This is a genomic window from Halorubrum sp. AD140 (assembly GCF_034497445.1).
Taxonomy (GTDB): domain Archaea; phylum Halobacteriota; class Halobacteria; order Halobacteriales; family Haloferacaceae; genus Halorubrum.
The window spans coordinates 1-1424 of the sequence record NZ_JAXRUU010000193.1; the positions used below are offsets into that span (position 1 = coordinate 1).

General features: G+C 58.6%; 2 protein-coding genes. One reads left to right on the plus strand and one right to left on the minus strand.

What is annotated here, in order from left to right:
• Positions 1-356 precede the first annotated feature (356 nt).
• A complete protein-coding gene (locus U4E84_RS17330) occupies positions 357-734 on the plus strand; it encodes a hypothetical protein (protein ID WP_322533340.1) in 378 nt (125 codons plus the stop codon).
• Between the two features lie 103 nt (positions 735-837).
• Here the strand turns inward: U4E84_RS17330 and U4E84_RS17335 are convergent, their stop codons facing one another.
• A complete protein-coding gene (locus U4E84_RS17335; protein WP_322533341.1) occupies positions 838-1293 on the minus strand; it encodes a 30S ribosomal protein S19e in 456 nt (151 codons plus the stop codon).
• Between the last annotated feature and the right edge of the window lie 131 nt (positions 1294-1424).

Below are 1424 nucleotides of genomic sequence, written 5' to 3' on the forward strand. Positions count from 1 at the left end.
GTTGGGAGTACACCATCAACGCTACAATTCATCAAGATGACGAACGAGTCACTACGGAACATTCTGTATCATTCAGCCCCTCTGATGAGCAGCAGGTTCTCGTAATCACCGTCACTGCTCCAAGTGATGTGTCGATTACCACCGAGACACTCTGATACACTCGCAGTTTTCACCGACCGGCTGTTTCAGACGAGAATATATCTGAAGAATAGGATTTCAACAGAGCCGTATGGGTGTTTGTCTCCCGGCGACATAACCATTTCGATGAATATCGAAGTGGTAGCCAGAGTGCTCGCGTATTCCACTTCCGGTCGGATTTCCGTACCGTTAGGTGGCGGTAGTGAATCCTACCCAGTATGACCAACGACGACGCTACCCGTGCCGTCATCGACAAATTGGGTGATCAGCCGGGAGAGACGCTCACACCAGAACGGGTCGAGGCAATCCAGACCGCGATGCATGAGGGCCTCGGACGATTTATCAACAACACGTCCTACTTCGTTCTCGGTTCCTACGGTGAGGAGAAGCGGCCACGATTGGAGGCTGTTCGCGACCAACTCGCGAGCGATGCCGCGGCCTCGGACCCCGATAACGGGGCTGATGCATTCCTGATGGACGATGTTCTGGATGTGTCAGTGTTTTTTACGTCGAAATTCAAGCTACTGGTCAGCTACGCGGATCATATCGTAGGGGTGTACGAAATTTCATATAGCAAAATAAGATATATTGGGTGAAACGGTCAGAGATTCATCGGAGACGAGGCGCCGTAGTTAAAGGCCGTACGACGCGATATAGCGGCCGCTAACGGGGTCAAACGGACGAAAGCAAAACAGCGGGTTACGCGTAGCGTTCGAGTTCCGGCCGGTCGAGGTCCTCGAAGACTTCGGTCGCGACCTCCGAGAGGAACGCCTCACCCTCGTCGGAGACGCGGCGGCCCTCGCCGCTTGCGGTGGTGACGAGTCCGTCTTCTTCGAGCGCCTGGAGCGACGAGCGGATGAGCTTGCGGGAGCCGCCCTCGTGCTCGCCGGGGCGGACCGAGTAGCGGTTCGAGCCGCGCTTCTTCGAGCCGTACTCGGTCGCGAGCCGCTCGATGCCGACCGGCTCGTTCTGGGCGACCTTCCGTAAGAGGCTCGCGGAGCGGACGTACCAGAAGTCCTCCTGCTCCGGCGGGAGCTCCTTGCCGGCGCCGGTCTTGGCGAACTCGACCCAGTCGGGCTCGTCGATGCGGTCCTCAAGTCGCGCCGCGACGGCCTCGATGAGGTCGTCGGCCGGCACGTCGTAGATGGTTACCATTGGGTGTCGATTCACGCCAGCGTCGTTTAAAACCATCGTATCGCGTACGGCCCGTGTGAGCCGTTTTCACGGGGTTGCGGGCCGCTGCGGGCGACTCGCAGATCGGAACGAGGCCGATCGGCGGGGCCGCG

Bases quoted from the DNA above. Each gene is read 5' to 3' on its own strand.
- U4E84_RS17330 (WP_322533340.1), top strand. From the start codon at position 357: ATGACCAACGACGACGCTACCCGTGCCGTCATCGACAAATTGGGTGAT.
- U4E84_RS17335 (WP_322533341.1), bottom strand. From the start codon at position 1,293: ATGGTAACCATCTACGACGTGCCGGCCGACGACCTCATCGAGGCCGTC.